At 66.6% G+C, this 19,447-nt stretch carries 19 protein-coding genes; 11 read left to right on the top strand and 8 right to left on the bottom strand.

What is annotated here, in order from left to right; genetic code table 11:
* From ACFWUY_RS33770 to ACFWUY_RS33750, 5 genes are all read right to left on the bottom strand, one after another.
* On the bottom strand, nucleotides 1–1,933 hold a 1,933-nt coding region (locus ACFWUY_RS33770), incomplete at its 3' end, for a recombinase family protein (protein WP_384118858.1).
* A gap of 68 nt (nucleotides 1,934–2,001) precedes the next feature.
* Nucleotides 2,002–2,187 carry a hypothetical protein gene (locus ACFWUY_RS33765; protein ID WP_384118855.1) on the bottom strand — a complete coding sequence of 62 codons (186 nt, stop codon included), beginning with the start codon at nucleotides 2,185–2,187 and terminating at the stop codon, nucleotides 2,002–2,004.
* A 31-nt stretch (nucleotides 2,188–2,218) separates the two neighbouring features.
* Nucleotides 2,219–2,779: a hypothetical protein gene (locus ACFWUY_RS33760; protein WP_384118852.1), complete on the bottom strand. Its 561-nt coding sequence runs from the start codon at nucleotides 2,777–2,779 to the stop codon at nucleotides 2,219–2,221.
* The gene (locus ACFWUY_RS33755) at nucleotides 2,724–2,963 is read right to left on the bottom strand and encodes a helix-turn-helix domain-containing protein (protein WP_384118850.1); all 240 of its coding nucleotides are present in this window, start codon (nucleotides 2,961–2,963) and stop codon (nucleotides 2,724–2,726) included. The genes ACFWUY_RS33760 and ACFWUY_RS33755 overlap by 56 nt, the downstream gene beginning before the upstream one ends.
* A gap of 857 nt (nucleotides 2,964–3,820) precedes the next feature.
* A complete protein-coding gene (locus tag ACFWUY_RS33750; RefSeq protein ID WP_384118848.1) occupies nucleotides 3,821–4,546 on the bottom strand; it encodes an XRE family transcriptional regulator in 726 nt (241 codons plus the stop codon).
* A 675-nt stretch (nucleotides 4,547–5,221) separates the two neighbouring features.
* Between ACFWUY_RS33750 and ACFWUY_RS33745 the strand changes: the two genes are divergently transcribed.
* Nucleotides 5,222–5,401, top strand: coding sequence for a hypothetical protein (locus ACFWUY_RS33745; protein WP_384118846.1), 180 nt, complete (start codon nucleotides 5,222–5,224; stop codon nucleotides 5,399–5,401).
* Between the two features lie 249 nt (nucleotides 5,402–5,650).
* Here the strand turns inward: ACFWUY_RS33745 and ACFWUY_RS33740 are convergent, their stop codons facing one another.
* The 3 genes from ACFWUY_RS33740 to ACFWUY_RS33730 are packed head-to-tail and all read right to left on the bottom strand — an operon-like array spanning nucleotide 5,651 to nucleotide 6,294.
* Nucleotides 5,651–5,812, bottom strand: coding sequence for a hypothetical protein (locus ACFWUY_RS33740; protein ID WP_384118842.1), 162 nt, complete (start codon nucleotides 5,810–5,812; stop codon nucleotides 5,651–5,653).
* Entirely contained in the window at nucleotides 5,809–6,024 is a 216-nt protein-coding gene (locus ACFWUY_RS33735) for a hypothetical protein (RefSeq protein WP_384118838.1), read from the bottom strand. The genes ACFWUY_RS33740 and ACFWUY_RS33735 overlap by 4 nt, the downstream gene beginning before the upstream one ends.
* Before the next feature lie 9 nt (nucleotides 6,025–6,033).
* On the bottom strand, nucleotides 6,034–6,294 hold the full coding sequence (locus ACFWUY_RS33730; RefSeq protein WP_384118836.1) for a hypothetical protein: 261 nt from the start codon (nucleotides 6,292–6,294) through the stop codon (nucleotides 6,034–6,036).
* A gap of 1,902 nt (nucleotides 6,295–8,196) precedes the next feature.
* Between ACFWUY_RS33730 and ACFWUY_RS33725 the strand changes: the two genes are divergently transcribed.
* From ACFWUY_RS33725 to ACFWUY_RS33680, 10 genes are read left to right on the top strand one after another with little or no spacing between them, the layout of a single operon-like run.
* Nucleotides 8,197–8,496, top strand: coding sequence for a hypothetical protein (locus ACFWUY_RS33725; protein ID WP_384118834.1), 300 nt, complete (start codon nucleotides 8,197–8,199; stop codon nucleotides 8,494–8,496).
* On the top strand, nucleotides 8,496–10,439 hold the full coding sequence (locus ACFWUY_RS33720) for a hypothetical protein (RefSeq protein ID WP_384118832.1): 1,944 nt from the start codon (nucleotides 8,496–8,498) through the stop codon (nucleotides 10,437–10,439). Before ACFWUY_RS33725 ends, ACFWUY_RS33720 begins: the two co-directional genes overlap by 1 nt.
* 10 nt (nucleotides 10,440–10,449) lie before the next feature.
* Entirely contained in the window at nucleotides 10,450–10,659 is a 210-nt protein-coding gene (locus ACFWUY_RS33715; protein WP_384118831.1) for a hypothetical protein, read from the top strand.
* A 26-nt stretch (nucleotides 10,660–10,685) separates the two neighbouring features.
* A complete protein-coding gene (locus tag ACFWUY_RS33710) occupies nucleotides 10,686–11,450 on the top strand; it encodes an N-acetylmuramoyl-L-alanine amidase (protein WP_384118829.1) in 765 nt (254 codons plus the stop codon).
* A gap of 52 nt (nucleotides 11,451–11,502) precedes the next feature.
* On the top strand, nucleotides 11,503–13,317 hold the full coding sequence (locus ACFWUY_RS33705) for a hypothetical protein (RefSeq protein WP_384118827.1): 1,815 nt from the start codon (nucleotides 11,503–11,505) through the stop codon (nucleotides 13,315–13,317).
* Nucleotides 13,314–13,586 carry a hypothetical protein gene (locus ACFWUY_RS33700; RefSeq protein ID WP_384118825.1) on the top strand — a complete coding sequence of 91 codons (273 nt, stop codon included), beginning with the start codon at nucleotides 13,314–13,316 and terminating at the stop codon, nucleotides 13,584–13,586. The genes ACFWUY_RS33705 and ACFWUY_RS33700 overlap by 4 nt, the downstream gene beginning before the upstream one ends.
* Nucleotides 13,586–13,798, top strand: coding sequence for a hypothetical protein (locus ACFWUY_RS33695; protein WP_384118823.1), 213 nt, complete (start codon nucleotides 13,586–13,588; stop codon nucleotides 13,796–13,798). The genes ACFWUY_RS33700 and ACFWUY_RS33695 overlap by 1 nt, the downstream gene beginning before the upstream one ends.
* A gap of 46 nt (nucleotides 13,799–13,844) precedes the next feature.
* A complete protein-coding gene (locus ACFWUY_RS33690; RefSeq protein ID WP_384118821.1) occupies nucleotides 13,845–14,288 on the top strand; it encodes a hypothetical protein in 444 nt (147 codons plus the stop codon).
* Nucleotides 14,288–14,476 carry a hypothetical protein gene (locus tag ACFWUY_RS33685; protein WP_384118819.1) on the top strand — a complete coding sequence of 63 codons (189 nt, stop codon included), beginning with the start codon at nucleotides 14,288–14,290 and terminating at the stop codon, nucleotides 14,474–14,476. Before ACFWUY_RS33690 ends, ACFWUY_RS33685 begins: the two co-directional genes overlap by 1 nt.
* Before the next feature lie 27 nt (nucleotides 14,477–14,503).
* Nucleotides 14,504–19,447 carry a hypothetical protein gene (locus tag ACFWUY_RS33680; protein ID WP_384118816.1) on the top strand — a complete coding sequence of 1,648 codons (4,944 nt, stop codon included), beginning with the start codon at nucleotides 14,504–14,506 and terminating at the stop codon, nucleotides 19,445–19,447.

Raw genomic sequence — 19,447 nt, 5'->3', positions numbered from 1 at the left:
GCGGTTCGACGGGGACACTGTCCCCGGGTGCCGCCATGTGACCAATGAGCGCCCTGGGGTCAAGCCGACCCCGCATCTCGATCGGAGGCAGAAGCGGAGGCACGTCCCCCGGAGCGTCCTTCAGGGGCGCCATGATCTGCGCCCATGCTCCGGACTTGGACCAGCGGTTCCACCGCTGGCGGATGCTGGCGGGCTTGCCGTATCGCTCGGGCAGGTCCTCCCACCGCATTCCGGTGCGGGCCTTCAGGAGGATGGCCTCCAGAACATCCCGCTTCGGGAGCTGCTTCGGGCCACGGCCCGAATCGAGTGCCATCAGTACGGGCTCGACAGCCGCCCATTCCATGTCGGTGAGGGCGGGAATCCGTACCCGGTTCTCCAGGAACCAGGCTCCGGGGGAGCCTGTCGGCGGGGCCTTGGGTGTAGGGCCCGTCACCTCCAGCTCCGCGCCGAGGAGCGCCAGGACCTCCGCCTGATGGGTCGGGGACAGCTCGGCCAGGTGCAGCCTTGCGACCGAGGCGAGACGCTGGAGGTCCATGAGCTGCTGCTCGCTGGCGTCCGCCTCCGCCTGCCATTCGGCCACCTGTGACAGCTCCTTTCGGAGCCGCTCCAGCTCGGCTTCGAGCGGCTTTACCGCCCGCTCCGCGGCGGCCTTGGCCTCCGCTTTGGAGAGACCTTGGCGCAGGGCCCGGCTGACCTTCATCGACGCGGTGACGTCGATCAGGTCGTCCTGCTCCGCAATCTGTTCCTTCAGCTCCTTGATCCGGTCGCCGAAGTTGACCCGGTTCCGGGCCGCAAGCTGACTCCAGTCCTTCGCCATCGCGTTGAGCTGCTGGGGGTCACCCAGCAGAGCGCACACCCGACGCCATACGGCTTTCTCGATCAGGTCGGCGTCGATCTGCGAGCAGTCGCAGCCGCGACCGTTACAGCGGTACATCCGGTAGTCGTTCCGGCTCTTGCGGCGGTAGCCGGTGTAGCTGCCCCCGCAGAGGCTCTTGAGCCGTCCGGAGACCGGGTACACAGCCGATTCCCGCTGTACCGACTGGGAGCCGGCGAGGAACTTCTGTGCTGACTCCAGCTCCTCGATCTCCTCGGGGGAGAACAGCTCGGGGAGCTGGATGACGACGCTCGTTCCGTGTAGGGGATTGCCGTCCTCGTCCAGCTTGGCGGTCCGCTGCTTACGGGTAACCACAGTATTGGTGAGCAGGGCGGCGGAGGTGAGGATCCAGCGAACATTCCGCTCGTCCCATGTACCCCCGTCGCGCCTCACCCGGTGTTCGGCGTTGAGTACGGCAGCGATCTGGCTGTAGCTCTTGCGCCTGACACGCAGTTCCCGCATGCGCCGGGCGGTGTCGGCCTCAGCCTCCAGGACCGCAGCCCTGGACTCGCCCTTGCGGCCCTGGCTCTCGATGTACCAGCCGTACGGCGGCACGCCGCCGGGCCAGCCGCCGGCCTGAGCCTTCTTCTGGATACCCCGCTGGGTCCGAGTGCGAATGCGCGTGTACTCCTTGAAGGCGTAGTTCGCCTCTTCGCGCATGGACGCCTTGCCGTCTTCGGTGGTGTTGTCGATGCCCTTGTCGGCCACCGCAACGAAGACGCCGAGGTCTTCCATCTCCCACACCCAGCGCCAGAAGACGCGCTCCTCGCGGCCGATGGCCCGGGTCTCCGGGACGACGACCACATCGAAGGGGCGTGGACTCTGGCGGGCCATCGACATCAGCCGGGGGAGTACATCCCGCTCCTGCCAGGGCAGGGCGCCTGGGACACCTTCGTCCTTGAAGGTGTCAACGTGCTCCCAGCCCTCGTCTTCGATGTAGTCAAGGGCCACCTCTTCGCCGGCTGCGATGCCGTACCCCTTGAGCTGCTCCTCGGTGGAGACGCGTACGTACGCGACAGCGCGCAGCGTCCGTGTGGCTGCTGTGAGAGTCTTGCTCATGTCAGTCCCTTCGCGACTGGCCGGACCCCGGAACGTGGCTGCGTTGCCGGGGTCACCCATGCGGCGGATTATGCCGCGAGATCGCCCGGCCTGGGCGTGAAGAGGATTTCCAACAGCCGTTCGTAGGCGCCCCGGTCGGGCGCCGCGGAGGCGTCCCAGGCGAAGCTGATACTGATCTCCGGCGCCGGGTCATCGGCGAAGTGCTCCCTGAGCCAGGCGCTCGCCTCTTCGCCGCCTATGGATCCGTCCTGCATGGTTCCTCCGTTCCGCGCCCCGCCGGCGCGGTCAGGCCGCTCTTTTGCAGCGGTGGATCTCCGCCTCCGGCTCATGCAGGGGGCAGTGATGCTCGTACGCCCTGCTGCAGAAGCGGCAGGCCGGGATGTGCTTGAGTCCGCACAGGCACGCTGGAGTGATGCTCCGGGGCAGCGCCGCTACGGCGGCCACAACCTCTTCGGCCACGGTGTCGCCGCGGTAGAAGTCCCAGGCATCGCGAGCCTTGCTGAACATGGGCGCCAGCATGAAGCGGCCCTGACCGACCTTCCTGGTCGGGTCCCATGCGAGCCCCCGGCCCTGCTCCCGGGTGTCCGTGCAGGGCTTCTCGAGGACGGCCCGGAGCTTGTCCGGGGTATCCAGGAGTAGGGGGGACGAGAAAGGCCCCAGGATGACCGTGTGGGTCTCCTCCTGGGGCCCGTACCGGATCTGGCCAACTACGGCCAAGCGGTGCGTCCGTGACCGGATGTCATCCAGCGCCTGTATGCACAGGGCGGCCACTTCCTCGGCCGTCCGGCCTTCATTCTCCGGGTCGGCCAGCACCGCTTCCAAGACGGCGATTTCTCGCTTCTTCACCCTGTTGCCTCCACTTGCTCACCACCGACTGGGAGACGCCCAGCCGGGTGGCGATCTCGGATGTAGTGAGGCCCTGGTCGACGGCAAGCGCGATGCGGATCTTCTCTCGCTCCTCGGCGTCGATGGCCTCGCGGTGGACGAGCAGCAGGTCGTCCAGGACTGCGCTTCTCACGTGGTCGGGCAAGTCAACTCTCCTGCGCGGTGGCACGGGCATCCCCTCAGTAGGCATGGTCGGTGGCAGCATGGACAGTGTGGTGCAGGCGCTGTGGTGCGTCGGCGTTCAGGGGCTGTCTTGCCGAAAACTTAACCGAACGTGTCCGAGAGACGGAACCGTGGATCAGTACTGGTCACCGCAGGTCACCGCGCCTGTACCCCGTATCACGGGATGGTCTTTCGGCGGTGCCTGCCACGCGGACGCTGGGTGACCAGCGCCCTTGGCATCGTGCACATGCTCCCTCGCTGACGGCCACCGCTGTTTGCGGTGACCACGAGTCGTACGGTGTGGGGGGTGGGGGTCTTAACGACCCTGGCGTAGGTCGGGCTACTCCAGCCCTTGCGGGCCGGCAGTAACACGAGCGCGCCGCGCTTCGGTCTCACGGCCGATGTCGCTCCTTATCCACTGTGCTCCCTCTCCTGGATATGGGAGCGGCCCCCCTGGGTAGGCGGGGGCCGCGTGGCCACTTGGTTTGGGTTCAGGCTGACCAAGCCCTTACGGCTGCTCCTGAGGTGCGGTTGCAGCGAAACTCACCAGCCCCTGTTTCCGTCTCCGAGTAGTACGCGTGTGACCGCGACGAATCTCGGCTGGACGTCCCTCATGAAGGCTGTGGACGAGAGGGGGTTCGAACCCCGGCGGAGGCCCGTCGCCGAAGGGTTGCGCCCCTTCAGGTCCAGACACCCCCGTCCTTCCTCCTGTCTCGCCCTGGCGGCATCGTTTCGCGTCACCGGCGATGCCAGACCGGTTGCTCGTCCCCTGCGGCAACAGGGCGACGCAAGAAAGCCCCTACCGCCGGGAACCCGGTAGGGGCTGTGATCCGTGCTGGGCTATATGGCCGGGCGGCCACGCTCCCAGAGCTCTTCGGCGTGCTCCGCGAAGCGGTCGAACATGCCGTGATCGGCACGCTTGCGCAGGTGCATCATCGGCGAATCGTGCCCCACTCCTGTTGCCAGGTGAGGCGTCACCAGAGCATCGCCGTCCATGCGGAAGACGGACAAGCCGACATGATTCATGGCGTCCGAGGGGGCGCTGAAACGCGCCTCCAGGCCCGGCACATCGCCCAGGCGGGCGAGGTTCTCCAGCGTGATGTGGATGCGCGCGGAGAGCTTGAACGTCGTGTCCTCGATCTCCTCGCGCTGACGCGTGACGTCGCCCTCCGGGTCGCCCAGGAGAAAGCGGACCTTCACGCCGGAGGCGGTGAGGGTCTTCAGGGTCCGATCGAAGCCGGGCTGCTGGGTCCAGAAGAAGTAGTTGGTGTAGCCGGCAAGGATGACGTCCCTTTTCGCCTGAGTGACCAGCTGGCCCCACACGTTGGTGGGGCACGCCGACCTGTACGGGTACACCGCAAGGACCTCTCGGTCCGGGCCGGTCTTGATGACGCTTGCGGAACTGGGCCACAGCATGTCTTCGGGCACCCCCAGATGATTCGCGACCTTCTCTCGCGTCCGAGCATGCGGCACGCGGGAGGCGTCGGCCAGCCATCTCTCCACCGTCGGGTGCGAGACGTTCACGACATTCGCAAGGTGGGCAGCCTTCAGCCCCTTGGTCGCCATAGCATCTCGTAACGCCCTGTTCAAGTGCTCCCCCTAAGACGTTTTAAACGTTTGGAACGTAGCGCGGAAGTGTGCGAGGTGTCTCGCAAACGTGGGTTGTTGCAGGTCGGAGTCAGTCCGATGCTCTCCGTATGACACACATCACGGAGAGGGAGTGTGCCGAATGTCTGAGACTGAAGCGGGAAGCCGCGAAAGCGGTGGAGGAGTACGACCGGAGTCGAGAAGTCGATGCTCGTGTGCTTCTCCGGAGGCACATGCGCCAGGCGCACGGTCAGGACCTGCCGCTCAGGTGGTGAGCGAGGAGCCCGACTACTCGGCCATGCGAGTGCCTAAGCCCTACGGGCTCGCCGGCATGACCCCCTGATCGCCCGTCCCGGTCGGGTCACCCCTCAACAAGGTGGCAGCAGCCCGATCGGGGCGGGTCCCCGTCCCCCGTTCGAGTGGGACGAGCAAGTTCGCACCACGCACCACGGCCACCAGTGCCATGTTGAGCGTGATCCCAAGGAGAAGACATGGTGCTCAGGCCTCCGTCATGCCCTCAGTGCTCCGACAAGCCGATGCTCTGGAAAGACACCACGCGCATGACTCCGGCCAGGCCGGACTCGTGGAACTGGTACTGCACCGGCTGTTCCGGAACCTGGCGGCCCACCACACAGCATGTGGAGGAGTACCCCTATGGGACACCAGCAGGATCACCGCATACCGTGCGGCCGGCAGATGCCGGCGCCGCTCCCCGGTAACCCGAACAACACCCAGACGTGCTCGGGCACGAAAAGCGTCATCTACGTCTACGACGACAACGGCAACTGCGTCTCGCAGACCGCATGGCCGTGCAACAGCTGCGGTAACGGCTGACCGCTGACCAGAGAAGCCCCCGGTGTGAACCGGGGGCTTCTTGCTGTCTGCCCCAGCCCACCGGCCCGGATAGTGCCGCGGACCGGCAGGGGGGAGCGTTGGTGGCCATGCCACCGCAGGCCCGTACGTCCAGGGGAGAGGTCCCAGACGTACGGACTTGTGGCTGCACGGACAGAGTGGAGAGAGGCCCCCCGTGGGGGTTCGAGGGGCCTCTCAGACCCGGCCGTCCCCACGGCCGGGGGTCTTGGATCAGGCGCTCTTCGCGGGAAGGATCGCCACGATCGCGTCGGGGAACTCCTCGCGGAGTTCATGCGCGAACAGTTCGGCGCCTCGCGGGTCGAGCCCGACGCCGATGGTGGCGACCTCGCACAGCGTGCGACCGTCCTGGAATGCCTTGACGACGTACCTCACGCGCTCTCCTCCATCTCTTCCGCCGCCACATGCAGCAGCCACTTCATGTGCGCGATGGCGCTGCGCACGCCGTAGACGACGTGGTCGTCGCTGAAGTGGTACGCGCCGGGGCCGCTGTCCGTCTGGTCGACATAGAGGAACGCGTTGTGTCCCGTGATCTGCTCGTACTGCATGTCCAGTTCGATCAGGTCGAGCCTCAGCCTGTCTTGCATCACGACTCCTCACCGCCCCATGACCGCGTCGAAATCCACCGGGAGTTCGCCGTGGCGACTGAGCGCCTTGTCTCGGACGACGCCGAACACGAGACGAGCGCTGAACTCGTCCTCGTACTCGACCAGCTGCGGCATGGCGCTGAACGGCCGCGCATAGGAGTGGAAGACGGCCGCGCGGCCGTCCGGGGACACCAGGAGCGACGTGCGGTCACCTCCCGGCATGTCGATGTGCGCGGCAACGCGCCACTCGACACCGAGCTTCATGTTCATGATCAGTTCCTCTCCGTTGACTGATCGGCTGCTCACCAGGCCGGCAGGGCCTCTCTGGGGATCAATCCGGTTACCTCCCTGCCGACTTGACGAGTGACAGCCACGCCTTCCCGGCGCTGGGTGGTCAGTTCGGTCCTGACCGGGATACCGCGGGCCCCTTGTGCCCGTCCCGCGTTATCGCCCAGCAGAGGGGGCTGGGCGTCCCTTTGTGCGCCATAAGGCGCGGCTGTCGTCGCCATGCATTGCTTCTGTGTGGCCCGTACGGCCACGTGCGCAGCATCTCGGTTGCTGCGGTACCGCTCACCCTTATTCCAGGTCAGGGGAGTCCACCTATGCGGCCCTGAGGGCCCTTGAAAGGCCCTCGCGGGGCGTAGCCCTCGCGTCCGCATCACTCGCTATCGGCACGATCGCCTGAGGCTCGAAACGAGCCTTGGAGTGGATCAACTGTTCAGTTTTCAAGCTACGGGCGCTCTCTTCGTACTGACCCTTGCGGGGGTTCCTCCACGGCGCTGTGAGGACTGTGAACTACCCGTGAAATTGGGCGCGTTCGAGTCGCTCGAACGTCGCCGGTTCTTCCCGTTTGGGCTTCCCCGGTGGCGATGAGCAAACTCTCCTCCTCAACCACGACCGTGGTCAAGCCGTTCGGTGGAACTTTCTTCAAGATTTTCTGTTCACCTAGTCTGACCTGCACTGATGAGGGTTGCCTCACCCGGACGGACTTTCTGTTGAACCCTGGATAGCACTACGAACGTGGTACCGGAATGGTGGACCACCGCGTGTGAGGGATGTGTGTACCCGCTTTGATGTGCGGCCGAAACGTACGGGCGTACGGGGGCGCACACGGGGTGTGAACCAGGGAGTGCGCTGGTCAGGCATGGCGCGCACGGCATATGCCATCGACGTGCACACGTCACGAATGGATAACGCGCGTGCCTGATGGTGCGCTTGAACGTGGACGTGCGTTCGGCGCGTCGCCCGGAAGTGGAATGCCGACGGGGCGTCAGCGCATCGCTAAGGCGCAATACAGCTGGTCAGGCACGGTGCGCCCAGCACGTGCGGCGCCAGCTCGAGCGCATAGGCGGTGTCGCACCGTCGACACCGCACCGTCCACCGGACGGCCTGAGACAGGCTCACACGGCCGCCTGAAGGCGGCCTGTGAGATAGCGGCGAGGCAGGAGCGTGCGTTCTCGCACGCGTACACACATAGGTGCTGCCGCACCGCCGGCAGCACACACGGGTGCACCGCACCCGTGCACGTGGCCATCGGCCGCGTGTGTGGTCACCGACCACCACTGGTCCACACCGAAGGGTGTGGACACATGGGCCCTTGCATATAAGGGGTGTCGCCGACACCCCTATGTGATGGGGGACATGGAGCCTGAGGCGTAGCTCGGGCGGAGTGTCCGCCTCCGTAGCTCGCGCTCGGCCCCCTTGTGGGGCCTCGTAGCGCCCTGTGTGCCTCCACCGGAGGCACTATGTGTCACTTGACCCCCCGGTGTTAAACCGGGGGCCGAGCGCGAGCGATGGTGTACACCCATCGCTTCGCGGAAAACCCCCTAGTGGGCCGTCCGGAGGGCCGGCCCCTATATATGGGGCCTAGCTATGCAGAAGGCCCGACCGTGTAGGCCGGGCCTCAAGTATGGCCGCTACCAGCGGCGTTGTGCGGCCGGTGGCCGCATGCTACGAGACCGGAGGTGCTTTTCCTTCGGTCGAGCTTCGCTGGGTCGAGCTTAGCTGACGGAACCCCAGAAAAGTCAAGAGGGTGCCCTTTTTGTCGGGTAAAGACTTGGCAAAGAAAGGTAAAGGGAGGGTCAAGTCCCGCTGGCAGCGGAATTTCATTGCCGGATGTACCTTTCGCCCCTGGTCGGGCCCCTGACGGGCCCCCAGGACTGGGGAGCTGGGATGGAGCACGAGGACGAGGGGAGCGGCTCTTACGAGCCGGTCATGGCCATCGTGCTGGCGAAGTCCAACGGTGGCCCCTTCGAGGATGCCGCCGTGGTGGCCGGCATGACCTGCGGGGCCCTGGACCAGGAGTTGGCCGTTCTCGCCGCCCTGCACACGCTTCCGCGGGAGCGGTACATCGACGGGCCTCTCCTGCCGCAGGCGGACCTGCTCGCCATGAAGCACGGCTACATCCTGATTCAAGGCGAGTTGGACGAGCCCTCGGGCTACCGCAAGGTCGCCTTCGACTGGACCGCCTGATGGTCAAACTCATCGCCGACCCTGCCAAGCTGCCGCCCCTGAAGCCCAGGGACCGCCGCAACTCCACGCTCAGCTCCGCCGAGAAGAAGCAGACCATCATCGCGACCGTCCGCATGGGCGGCACGATCGAGGAGGGCTGCCGCCAGGCCGGCTGCTCGCGCAAAACCCACGAATACTACAGAAAAAGCGATCCGGACTACCGGGACCTGATCGACCGGGCCTTGCAGGCCAAGGCCGAGGGGGCGGAGGCCGCCCGCAAGGACGTGCCGGACTTCCCGGAGTTCTGCGCGAAGTACCTGGACACGCAGCTGGCCGCGCACCACCTCCAGTGGTACGACCTCCTCGAAGGCCGCGAGCCGCGGGATCTGCACCCCGCGCAGCGGTACATCAAGGGCGACCCAGACACGATCCTGGTCAACACTCCCCCGGAGCACGCCAAGTCGACGGTCATCACCACGAACTACGTGTGCTGGAGAATCTGCCAGGATCCCTCGATCCGCATTCTGATCATCTCCAAGACGCAGGCCCTGGCCGCGAAGTTCCTCTTCGCCATCAAGCAGCGCCTCGCCGAGTCGAAGGCGTACGCCGACCTCCAGCGGGACTTCGGGCCGCCCGGCGGCTGGGCCGAGGGCGCCAGCACCTGGACGAACACGCAGATCCGTGTGGCCGGGGTGGACTCCGGCGAGAAGGACTACACCGTGGAGGCTGTGGGCCTCGGGGGCCAGATCTACGGCACCCGTACCGACCTGGTCATCATGGACGACTGCGTCGACAACACGAACCACCAGCAGTTCGAGGCGCAGATCGACTGGATCCAGAACATCGTGGGATCCCGCGTTGCCGACATGGGCGGCCGGATGCTGCTCGTCGGCACCCGCATGGCGACGGTGGACCTGTACTCCGAGATCCTCCAGCCGAAGTACTACTCCGACGGCGCCTCGCCGTGGACGTACCTGACCCAGCCGGCCGTACTGTCCTTCGCCGATGACCCGAAGGACTGGGTCACGCTGTGGCCACGGACGAACCGTCCGCCCGTTTCCAAGGCGGCCCGGAACCAGGCCATCGCCGAAGGCTGGCCGATCGACGGCATGTGGCCGGCATGGCCTGGCCCCGCGCTCGCGCGCAAGCGCAGCCGTATGGCGCCGCGGAACTGGTCCATGGTCTACATGCAGGATCAGGTGGCCGATGACGCGGTCTTTCGGCAGGAGGACGTGCAGGGCTGCGTGGACCGCGCCCGGTACCCGGGCAGGATGTTCGACGGCCAGTCGGACCACCGCAAGTACGGCATGGACGGGCTGCTCGTCATAGCCGGGCTCGACCCGGCCGCCGCCGGCTGCACGGCCATGGTGGTGATGGGCCTTGACCGCCGCACGGGCCAGCGCTGGGTGCTGGACGTCGTCAACGAACGCGGCATGCCGCCGCACGTCATGCGGCAGAAGATCAAGGATCTGACCGAGCGCTACGGCATCTCCGAGTGGCGGATCGAGAAGAACGCCTACCAGGCGTCCATCACGCAGGACGCCGAGATCCGTACGTACCTGAACGCCCGCGGCTGCCTGTTGACGCCGCACCACACGAACTCTAACAAGTGGGACTCGGACTTCGGCGTGGCCTCCATGGCGACGCTCTTCACCGGCTGGCGCGAGGGGCAGAACATGATCCGCCTCCCCAGCCAGACCCAGTCCGAGGGCGTACGCGCCCTGATTGAGCAGCTCTGCTCCTGGTTCCCGGAGACGAAGGGCTTGACCGACACGGTCATGGCCCTCTGGTTCGCCGAGATCCGCTGCCGGGAGCTGATGGTCTCCGACTATTCGGGCTGGCACGTGAACAACGGCGAGTTCACCTCGGAGCGCGATCGCTCCGGGCAGCTCGTCGTGGATGTGGACTTTGCCCTGCAACAGCAGGGCGCCGGAGCCTGGGACGGCTCCATGACTGGATGGTGAGGGACCCAAGATGAAGGGCAGTTGCGGCATTGAGAACGTGCCTGTGGGCGCGGTCACCCTCATGACCGACGGAGGGGATCTGGTGGTGACCGTCGAGCATGACGGCACGCACTACGAAGCAATTCGCACCGTCTGGCCCTCCGGACCCGACGACGGGAGCATCTATCACTCCATGACGGCGAACGGCCTGGACGCCATCTTCTCGGGCAAGGCCGCCTGATGGCCTGGTATCCCGGCGCAGTCCGGATGGAGCTACAGCCGGAGAGCGACCAGCAGCCGGCCATCCGGCCGACGCAGTTCATCATGCACAGCATCGCCGCACCCTGGACGGCGCGCCGCATGTACGAGTACTGGCGCGACTCGACCAACCTGGACAGCACGTTCGGTCTCGGCTACGCCGGGGACCTCGGTCAGTACATCGGTACCGAGACCAGGGCCGACGCCAACTACAAGGCCAACCGTCGGGCCGACGGCACAGGCGCGGTCTCTATCGAGACCGCCTCGAACTTGCAGCACACGGACCCGTGGACCGACGCGCAGATGGAGGAGCTGGCCAAGCTCGGCGTCTGGCTCCACGAGGAGCACGCTCTTCCGCTGAGGATCTGCCGTGCATGGGATGACCCCGGATACGGCTACCACTCCCTGCACCCCGAGTGGGCCGTCTCGGGCACTGCATGTCCGGGCGCGGCCCGGATCCAGCAGTTTCGCGCCGAGCTGTTCCCCGAGATCGTCAAGCGCGCCAACGAAGTGGAGACACCCGACATGACCCCCGAGCAGGCGAAGCAGCTCGCCGACACCGTCGCCGCCGTCAAGCGCATCGAGGCCTCCATGGCCGTCAAGCCCTGGACCTACAAGCAGCCCGGCATCGCGGACCCGCGCGATATGAACCAGATCCTCCGCGACACGGAGCGGGCCGTGAAGAGCCTGAGCGCCACCGGGCTGACCGACGCGCAGTCGACCGTGCTTGCAAAGAAGGTCGCCGATCTCCTCGCCGCACGCCTCCAGGCGTAGCTAGCGGCGCTAGTTTCGTACAGAACGTACACTTCGCCGCCGGGAGGTGGTCATGAGGGATATCAGGCAGATCGCGCAGCGCGTGGAAGCTCTGCGCCGCGACGCCTTCGAGCGCGACACGCGTCACCAGACGGTCTACGACGCCCGCGCCCAGAAGATCAACAACATCATGCCCGGCTCCCTCCCGGAGGCCTGGCCCCGGCCGGTGGTGGCGAACGCCATCGACACCGCGGCCCGGCAGCTCGCTGAGAACCTGGCACCGCTCCCGTCGATCAACTGCGCCACGGGCGTCATGACTTCGGAGCGGTCGAAGAAGTTCGTCGCCAAGAAGACAAAGATCGCGTACTCGTACGTGGCGGACTCGAAGCTCCGTAAGTCCATGCCGACGGGGTGCGACTGGTACCTGATGTACGGCGGCCTGGTCTTCGTGGTCGAGCCGGACTTCAAGGACGGCAAGCCGCGCATTCGGCTGGAGAGCCCGATGAAGTCGTACATCGAGTACGACCTCGCGGGTCATGTCCGCTCATACACGAAGGTGTGGCGCGAGCCCGCGCGCCAGCTGGCGACGAAGTTCCCGGAGTACGCGTCTCAGATCCTCGGTAAGACGCAGTACGGCGAGGCCGGCAGCGGCGACGCGGAGCTTGAGGTGATCAAGTTCTGCGACAAGGACTCGTACATCCTCTACATGCCGGAGCGGTCGAACCTCAAGCTCATGGAGGCGGACAACACCTTCGGCAAGGTGCCCGTCGCCGTCGCCGAGAAGCCCAAGTGGGATGAGACGATGCGCGGCCAGTTCGACGACGTCGTCTGGCCGATGCTCGCCCGCAACAGGATGGCCATGCTGGGCCTCCAGGCCACACAGCAGACCGTCCGGGCGCCGCTGGCGATCCCGACGGACGTACAGCGCATCCCGATGGGTGACGACGCCGTCATCCGTACGAACAGCCCGGAGAAGATCCGCCGGGTCGGCACGGACATGCCGCAGGCCGCCTGGCAGCAGGAGGCCATGCTGGAGCGCGAGGTGGCACGGGGTACCCGTACGCCGGCCAGCGCGACCGGCGACGTGGACGCCTCGATCATCACCGGCCGCGGTGTCGACGCCCTCAACGGGGGCTATGACATCCAGATCGCCACCGGCCAGGCGATGATCGGTGACGCGCTGGAGCGCGCGATCGAGCTGTGCTTCGAGATGGACGAGAAGTACTGGCCCGACGCCAAGAAGACCATCTCCGGCACGGTGAACGGCACGCCGTTCGAGGAGAGCTACACCCCCTCGAAGGACATCAAGGGCAACTACACCGTCTCGGTGTCGTACGGCTTCGCCTCCGGGATGAACCCGAACCAGGCCCTGGTCTTCCTTCTCCAGCTCCGCGGCGACCAGCTCGTCAGCCGCGACTTCGTCCAGCGGCAGCTGCCCTTCGAGATCGACGTAACCGCCCTTCAGGCGGAGGTCGACAAGGAGCAGGTGACCGACGCTCTCAAGCAGGGCATCTTCGCCATGCTCAGCAGTGCCGGGATCATGGCCCAGCAAGGCATGGACCCCACCATGGTTCTCGCCCAGGCGGCTTCCATTATCGAGATGCGCGAGAAGGGCGTCCCGATGCACGAGGCCGTACTGAAGGCGTTCCAGCCGGAGCCGGCGCCCCCCACGCCTATGGCTCCGCCCGGGGCCCCCGGCGCCGAAGAGGGCGGCGCCGGGGTGCCCTTCGGGATGAACCCGACCACGGGCATGCCGGGCGGTATCGCCCCGGGCCAGGCCCAGATGGGCGCCGGCGGCAAGCCGGACCTCATGTCCATGCTCGCCGGCCTTACCGCGGGCGGGAAGCCCTCCCTGTCCACCTCCGTCAAGAGGAGCGTCCCGGCATGAGCTGCCAGACCTGCGGCCATGAGGCCGAGGGCGACATCCAACCGCACAACTTCGGCTGCGCCGAGTCGTTCGCGGCCCGCCAGCGACGCGAAGCCGCCGTGCTCGCGAAGGTCGTGGAGGCTGACGCGAAGAAGCGCCCCGAGGACATCGAGGAGTACTACAGCCTCGAAGAGTGCGCCAAGGATGGCTGCGCGGAGCCCCGTGCAGTGAGCAGGGGCCCCCGGCCCGCGAAGTACTGCGACGAGCACAAGAGCGTGAGGAGCAAGTGATGCATGACGACGACTTCCACTCGGGCAGCAAGCCCCAGGACAGCCTCAAGGGCGGCATGGAAATGCCGCACACCCAGATGCCGATGACCTCGGAGGCGCAGACCAACCCGCGTTCCGCGGGTGCCGACAACGTCGGCCAGTCCTGGGACTCGACCTCCCTGAAGCCGGGCCACACCACCCTGAACCCGGCGAACAGCATCAAGAACCACTGACCAGCCTGCAAGCCCTCCCCTAAAGGGAGACTCAAAGGAGGAGCCCATGGCGAGCGGTGGATACCGTCAGCCGAGTTCCCCCGCCCCGGTCTCCGGGCCGGGGGCTCTGAGCAAGCGAACGGACGGCGGTCCGGGCCAGCCCGTACGCGCGCCTTCGGGTGGCGCGTACGGCGAGCGCCAGAATCTGGAGCAGCTCCAGCAGGCGGCGCCGCTCTCGGCGTCCCCCGGCGGGGAGGCCGAGAGCGCGCAGGACGTGACGGCCGACCTGGTCGGCTTCGGCGCCCCTACGCAGATGCCCGATGAGCCGGTTACTGCTGGCGCGGCGCTGGGGGCCGGTCCCGGCCTCGAAGCTCTCGGGCTGCCGAACCAGCCAGGCGAGGACATGCGCAACCTGATCATGTATCTCCCGGTGCTGGAGCACATGGCGAACCAACCGGGCGCCTCCAAGGCGGCCCGGAATCTCGTGCGTCAGCTGAAGGGCATGGCCTGATGGACTGGTTCAACGCCCTGGGCAACATGGCCGCGCTCTTCCCCGCTGCCCCAGCCCTGGCCTTCGACATGGCGCTGAACGGCGCCCACCCCGACATGGCCGGCTACGGCCTGGCGTACGGCCTCCAGGCGACGCCTACCCCCATCGACGTGTACCCCCCGCAGGACCCTTTCGCGATGGAGGCCTGAATGGGAGTCGGAGACTGGCTCCAGGGCATGCTGGACGGCGCCGCGAATGCCGCCAGTACGGTGGACAGCTACATCAACCCCTTCCATGTGGACGCAGAGTGGGAGGACGGCAAGAACGTCGGCGATCCATCCAAGGACGCGCCGCTGGCGAAGGTCGTCATGCCGCCGGTCAACGACTCGCTCGTCTCGGCGATGCAGGCGCTCAGCTGGGTGTACGACAACGGCATCAGCCAGCCCATCTCCACGTTCCTGCTGGTCACCGGTAACAACGAGACCGGATTCGGGGCCAAGTTCTCGCCCAGCGAGTACTCGCGCGCATGGCATGCGGCGGAGCACATCAGCCCCGGGCAGGCCTTCTTCATATCCGGCCCGGACCCCGGCGCCCTCTACGGCACGGAGGACAAGGGGCAGGTCGAGCGGGCGATCAACGCCCCGGCGGTGTACGCGAAGCCGGCCGCCTCGGACCTGCCGCCGGGCTTCGCCGATCTCCCCGAAGAGGAGCAGCAGCGCCTCTTGCAGGAGGCCGGGATGCCGGCGATCGGCAACCGGTACGTCGAATCCCTCCGCCGGGACTCGACCTTCTACAAGTACGCCTCGGGCACGGGCGACTTCGCTGTCCGCTGGTGGCTGGATCCGCTGGTACTGGGAGGCAAGGCCGCCTCATTGACTCGCGCTGAGGCTGTGGTCAAGACCCGCCCCGGGCGCACCATCGAGGGCAAGGCCGGGCGCCCATGGGTCGGTACTGCCGGCTGGTCCACGGACGACATCAACAGCATCATGGCCGCGTCGACCATGGGCAAGGCCCAGGACTTCCTGTGGACGAACCGCGACAATCCAGCCCTGATCAACAACCTGAGCATGTTCAAGAAGAGCGCTCTGGGCCCCCGCGCCGGCGGCATCATCTCCACCCTGCGTACGCCGGAGGAAGTCAATCTCTTCCTCCGGACCACGCTTGGCGACGTTGACGCCCGAGCGCTTCTTCAGCAGCGCAACGCGCTTGCTACCCAGCGGCTGGAGCAGGACACTGCCCGCCTCGCCGCGCTGGATCTCGCCCTGCCGCGCGTGATCGCGCAGAACAACCCCCGGGCTCAGGCTCTTGTGCAGCAGCGCATCGACGACCTGACCATCCAGGTCAACGCCGACGAGGCACTGACCTCACGTTACGGGGCCATGCTCGACCATTACGGCGAGCTGGACGCGGTGAACCTCACGCGCTGGAGCTTCGATCGCGCGCAGCGGCGGACCTCCGGTCAGGCCGCGTACCGCACCGGCCCCGCCCTGGGCACGGCGGGCACACCCCGCGGGGCGCTTGGTACAGCGAGGATCTACGCCAAGGACTTCTTCGGGCCGAACGTGACCGTGGTGCGCAGCTTCGGAGAAGCGCACCCCAACGGCCTGGTGGCTGTGGACGACATTCACGCGGAGTCCGTGGCCGAGATCCGCGGGCATATCGCCCGCATCCCCGGCATCGGCTCGGACATCCGTCACCAGTGGCTGAACAACTACCTGAAGACGACGACCGAAGGCGAGCGTCTGGCGTACCTGGACAAGCTCCAGGGGCTCGGCGTCGTGAAGGTCGCCGAAAGGCATGGTCTCAACGCCGATGAGGCGATGGTGCTGTACCGGGAGTACCAGGCCAACATCGCAGGTGGCCAGGACCGACTGCGTCGCTACTCCACAGACGCGACCGTGAACGGCAAGCGTGTCCACCTGGACGAGTTCACGAACGAGTCCGGCATCCTCACGGTTCATCCGAACATGGTCTCCCGCCTAGCGAACGACCACATCCTGATCGACCTCAAGGCGCTCGACACCACACTTGCCCGTCACTCCAGCGCCCTGAAGGCGCTCCGCACGCACGCCGCGGGCAACACGGATTGGATGGTCAGCTCGCTCGACTACTTCAACCACCTGTGGAAGTTCGGGACCCTCTTCCGTCTGGGCTACATCCCCCGCGTGCTCGGCGACGACCTCGCCGGACAGGTCGCCCGCCTCGGCGCGGCGAGCATGGCCCTGCGCGCCGGGTACGGCGTCAAGAACTTGGCGACGAACCTCGCTCTCTGGAAGCCGGCGCGGCACTATGAGGCGCAGGAGGCCGCGGCCCGCGAAGGCCTCAAGTACATCGATGACGAAGTCAAGCTCCTCCAGCCGCAGGCCAGTCTGCTGCGCGTCAAGGTGCAGACGCGCGAGATGATCCACAAGGACTCGCTCCGCCGGGCCCGCGACCGGCACCGCCGGGCGACGAACAGGCTCAACGCTCTGCCCCCGGCCGCCACGCCCACGCAGATCGCTGCTCACCAGAAGCTGGTACAGAAGCACGCGGGCGAGGTCGCCCGAGCCGAGCACCGCCTGAAGACCCGCCTGATTGGTCCCCGCGCGAAGCTCGCTGACATGGACGACCAGCTCGCCGACCTGGCGTCGCAGCGCTCCGCCGCGCTCGCGGAGGCGGAGGGCTTCAAGACGGCCGCCGGCCGCGGGATCCGGCAGTCCTCCCAGCTGTACCGCGAGGCGGAAGTTGCCCCGGGCGTGGTGCTGCCTCCGGCCTTCGCCGGTGCCCGCGGCGAGTACTACATGAAGTCGACCTCCTCGGACGACTCGCTGCGTACTCTGCTCGCGAAGAACAAGCAGGTCGTGCACTCGAACCTTCAGAAGGCGTACGGCAAGCAGGGCGTGGCCATCAGCTACGCGCAGGACCCGCAGAAGTTCGTCTCCTCCTGGGAGCAGGCGATCAACCTCCAGATCATGCAGGACCCGTTCGCCCAGCTCGCGGTGAAGGGGGCCTCGATCCAGGACATGACGCACTGGTTGACCCGGACCCCGGCGGGCCGGGCGTACCACAAGCGGCTCGGAATCAAATATTCGACACCGGACCGCATCGCGGCTTCGGTGTGGCACGAGGTGGACGAGTACCTTCCCACCCCAGCCCTGCGTGACGCCGCGCTGCGAGGTGAGGTCGATAACGACCTGCTCGGCCTTGCCGCGGCCAACGGTCAACACCCGTTCAACGTGCACACTACGCAGCTCGGCGAGAACCTCGCCGGCTCCAACCACCTCTCCCGCGGCATCGACCGTGTCATCGACTGGTGGTACAAGGTCGCCGCCTCCATACCGGCTGACCGCATGTCCCGGCACCCGCTCTTCAACCAGCTCTACGAAGGCCACGCAAAGACGCTGGCCTCTCAGGAGATCAAGCAGGGCGGGAAGATCAGCCAGAAGGACGCGGACCGTATCGCCGAGACAGCCCGGCGTCTGGCGCTGAACGACACCCGCAAGCTCGTGTTCGACATCGCCCACCGCTCCGACGCCGGGCACATGCTGCGCTTCATCAGCCCGTTCTTCGCGGCCACTACCGAGGCGTGGCAGAGATGGGCGAGGATCATCGCCGACCGCCCCCAGGTGGTCGGGTACGCGGGCATGTTCTTCAATGCCCCGGTCAGTGCGGGGTGGATGCAGGACCAGGACGGTAACGAGATCCTGCGCGACGGTACGGCGCTCGTCTACAACGAGAAGACGGGCAAGACCGAGAAGAAGCTCATTCCCAAGGGGCAGCGCCGCATCATGGTGCGGATGCCGTCCTTCGTAGCGAACGGCCCGCTCGGCAAGGCGTTCGGTATGGATTCCAGCGGGAATTGGTCCATCAGCCAGGACTCGATGAACATGATCACGCAGGGCGACCCCTGGTTCAACCCGGGCACAGGTCCGATCGTCGCGATCCCCGTGAACGAGTTCGTCAAGGACAAGCCGTCCCAGGGAGAGCTGGTCCGCAAGCTGGGCATCCTGCCGCATGGCCCTACGGCCGGCTCGCCCCTCTTCGGCAACACGCCCCTCGGGCGAGCGGCCGACTTGTCGATGCCGCAGACGGTGAAGAACTTCCTGACCAGCTTCGACACAAGCGACGAGCGCTATCAGCGCGTGAAGTTGCAGATCATGCAGAAGGCGGCCTACGAGCACGCCAACAGGGGCAAGCCAATGCCAAGCGCCCGCGAGATCGCGGACATGACCAGGGAGTACTGGCTGTGGAGCGCGGTCAGCGCCTTCACGCAGCCCTTCGCCACCCAGAAGCCGGATCCGTACCAGATGTACCGCGACCAGTACAACAACCTGCGCCGCAAGGACCCGCGCACGGCCGACGAGGAGTTCCTGGCGCGCTTCGACGAGTCGTTCTTCATCTTTGCCCAGGCCACCAGCAAGAACAAGGTCGGGGCCGAGGCGACCCGCAGCGCGGTGGAGCTGTCCAAGAAGTACGAGAGCCTCCTCGCGGCCAACCCCGAACTGGGGGCCCTGATCATCGGCCCTGAGGGCAGCGGCCCGTTCTCGCCGGAGGCATACACGTATCAGCTCACTCACCCGCTCGTCCCGGGTGGATCCGAGATGCAGCGCACGAAGCTCTCCGCCGAAGAGGCGATGAAGGAGAACGAGCGCCGCTCGGGTTGGGCCAAGTTCACCAGGCTCCAGAACCAGGTTACCGCCCAGCTTCACGCGGCAGGCTTCCAGTCCTTCGCCGACCCCGGCGCCGAGCAGTTCAAGCGGATGCGCGGCGCCATCGCCACCCTGCTCGGGAACCCGTTGCTGCCCGACGGCAGCGAGAACCCGTACTACAACGAACAGTGGAGCCAGGACTTCAACACCTTCGACCCCGGCAAGTACGACCGGATGATCCCCGGGCTGACCGAGGTCGCCAACTCGGACATGGCCGAGGAGACCAACCGCTCCGACCTGCGCCAGCTGCGCCTGTACCTGAAGGCGCGGACCCTGGTCGGCCAGGAGCTGGCCGCCCGCAAGGCGGCCGGCGGCGCCGGGACGCTCAAGGCCCAGGCGAACCAGGACCTCGCAGACCGCTGGATTCGCTTCGTGGACACCCTCCGCGAGGAGGACACCCGCTTCGGGGACCTGCACTCCAGGTACCTGAGCCGGGATCTCGGCATTGACGTGGAAGAGCAGGCGACCCTGCTCGACCAGGAGGGGGTGTAA

Source organism: Streptomyces sp. NPDC058664 (assembly GCF_042716635.1).
Taxonomy (GTDB): Bacteria; Actinomycetota; Actinomycetes; order Streptomycetales; family Streptomycetaceae; genus Streptomyces.
Note: the sequence above shows the minus strand (reverse complement) of the source record. Positions and strands in the feature narration are given on the sequence as shown.

Bases quoted from the DNA above. Each gene is read 5' to 3' on its own strand.
- ACFWUY_RS33745 (WP_384118846.1), top strand. From the start codon at position 5,222: ATGGGACACCAGCAGGATCACCGCATACCGTGCGGCCGGCAGATGCCG.
- ACFWUY_RS33765 (WP_384118855.1), bottom strand. From the start codon at position 2,187: ATGCAGGACGGATCCATAGGCGGCGAAGAGGCGAGCGCCTGGCTCAGG.
- ACFWUY_RS33750 (WP_384118848.1), bottom strand. From the start codon at position 4,546: ATGGCGACCAAGGGGCTGAAGGCTGCCCACCTTGCGAATGTCGTGAAC.
- ACFWUY_RS33705 (WP_384118827.1), top strand. From the start codon at position 11,503: ATGAGGGATATCAGGCAGATCGCGCAGCGCGTGGAAGCTCTGCGCCGC.
- ACFWUY_RS33730 (WP_384118836.1), bottom strand. From the start codon at position 6,294: ATGAACATGAAGCTCGGTGTCGAGTGGCGCGTTGCCGCGCACATCGAC.
- ACFWUY_RS33735 (WP_384118838.1), bottom strand. From the start codon at position 6,024: ATGCAAGACAGGCTGAGGCTCGACCTGATCGAACTGGACATGCAGTAC.
- ACFWUY_RS33700 (WP_384118825.1), top strand. From the start codon at position 13,314: ATGAGCTGCCAGACCTGCGGCCATGAGGCCGAGGGCGACATCCAACCG.
- ACFWUY_RS33690 (WP_384118821.1), top strand. From the start codon at position 13,845: ATGGCGAGCGGTGGATACCGTCAGCCGAGTTCCCCCGCCCCGGTCTCC.
- ACFWUY_RS33720 (WP_384118832.1), top strand. From the start codon at position 8,496: ATGGTCAAACTCATCGCCGACCCTGCCAAGCTGCCGCCCCTGAAGCCC.
- ACFWUY_RS33695 (WP_384118823.1), top strand. From the start codon at position 13,586: ATGCATGACGACGACTTCCACTCGGGCAGCAAGCCCCAGGACAGCCTC.
- ACFWUY_RS33715 (WP_384118831.1), top strand. From the start codon at position 10,450: ATGAAGGGCAGTTGCGGCATTGAGAACGTGCCTGTGGGCGCGGTCACC.
- ACFWUY_RS33680 (WP_384118816.1), top strand. From the start codon at position 14,504: ATGCTGGACGGCGCCGCGAATGCCGCCAGTACGGTGGACAGCTACATC.
- ACFWUY_RS33710 (WP_384118829.1), top strand. From the start codon at position 10,686: ATGGAGCTACAGCCGGAGAGCGACCAGCAGCCGGCCATCCGGCCGACG.
- ACFWUY_RS33725 (WP_384118834.1), top strand. From the start codon at position 8,197: ATGGAGCACGAGGACGAGGGGAGCGGCTCTTACGAGCCGGTCATGGCC.
- ACFWUY_RS33685 (WP_384118819.1), top strand. From the start codon at position 14,288: ATGGACTGGTTCAACGCCCTGGGCAACATGGCCGCGCTCTTCCCCGCT.